General features: G+C 45.5%; 1 protein-coding gene. It reads right to left on the bottom strand.

Annotated elements, in window-relative coordinates; translation table 11 throughout:
• Positions 1–422 (bottom strand): transposase (locus ACFQ38_RS11295; protein WP_381480937.1); only part of this gene is annotated, 422 nt, incomplete at its 3' end.
• Positions 423–607: the final 185 nt, after the last annotated feature.

Here is a 607-nt window from a genome sequence, read left to right as displayed (position 1 = left end):
TCCGGGCTTAGGAGCCCACGATCTGCGACCTCCTTCAACACTCTGTAGAAAATCTGCTCGAACAGGTCTGTATCTGCAAAACGACGGACGTAGTTTTTCCCGAAAGTTGAGAAATGGGGAACCTCGGTATGGAAACCAAAGCCTAGAAACCAGCGGTATGCCATGTTTGTTTCAATCTCTTTGATGGTTTGGCGCATGGATCGTATGCCGAAGGTATATTGGATAAAAGTCATCTTGATAAGTACCACTGGGTCGATACTAGGTCTCCCTATTGTCGAATAAAGGTTTTCAACCAATGGATAGATAAAGGAAAAATCAATTGCCGCATCTAACTTACGAACAAGATGGTCTTGTGGAACTAACTGTTCTATAGTCAGTAATTCCAACTGTTCGCGTTCATTGATTTGATTCTTCGTCATCATATCCATCACCTCATTAATTTTATTAGAGACACCGTTGATTGAAGCGGAGGTCGGCGACTCCTGCGGGAACAGCACGAGCTGAAGACCCTGGACTGAGCGCAGCGAGGGAAGCGGCTGAAGCCGTGTCCGCGGAAAGCGTCCGACCGCAGTGGAAATCAACTTTTCTAGTATTACTTCTATTTTAA

Origin of the sequence: Sporosarcina contaminans, from assembly GCF_042679045.1 — a bacterium.
Classification (GTDB): domain Bacteria; phylum Bacillota; class Bacilli; order Bacillales_A; family Planococcaceae; genus Sporosarcina; species Sporosarcina contaminans.
This window is presented reverse-complemented; position numbering and strand designations above follow the sequence as displayed.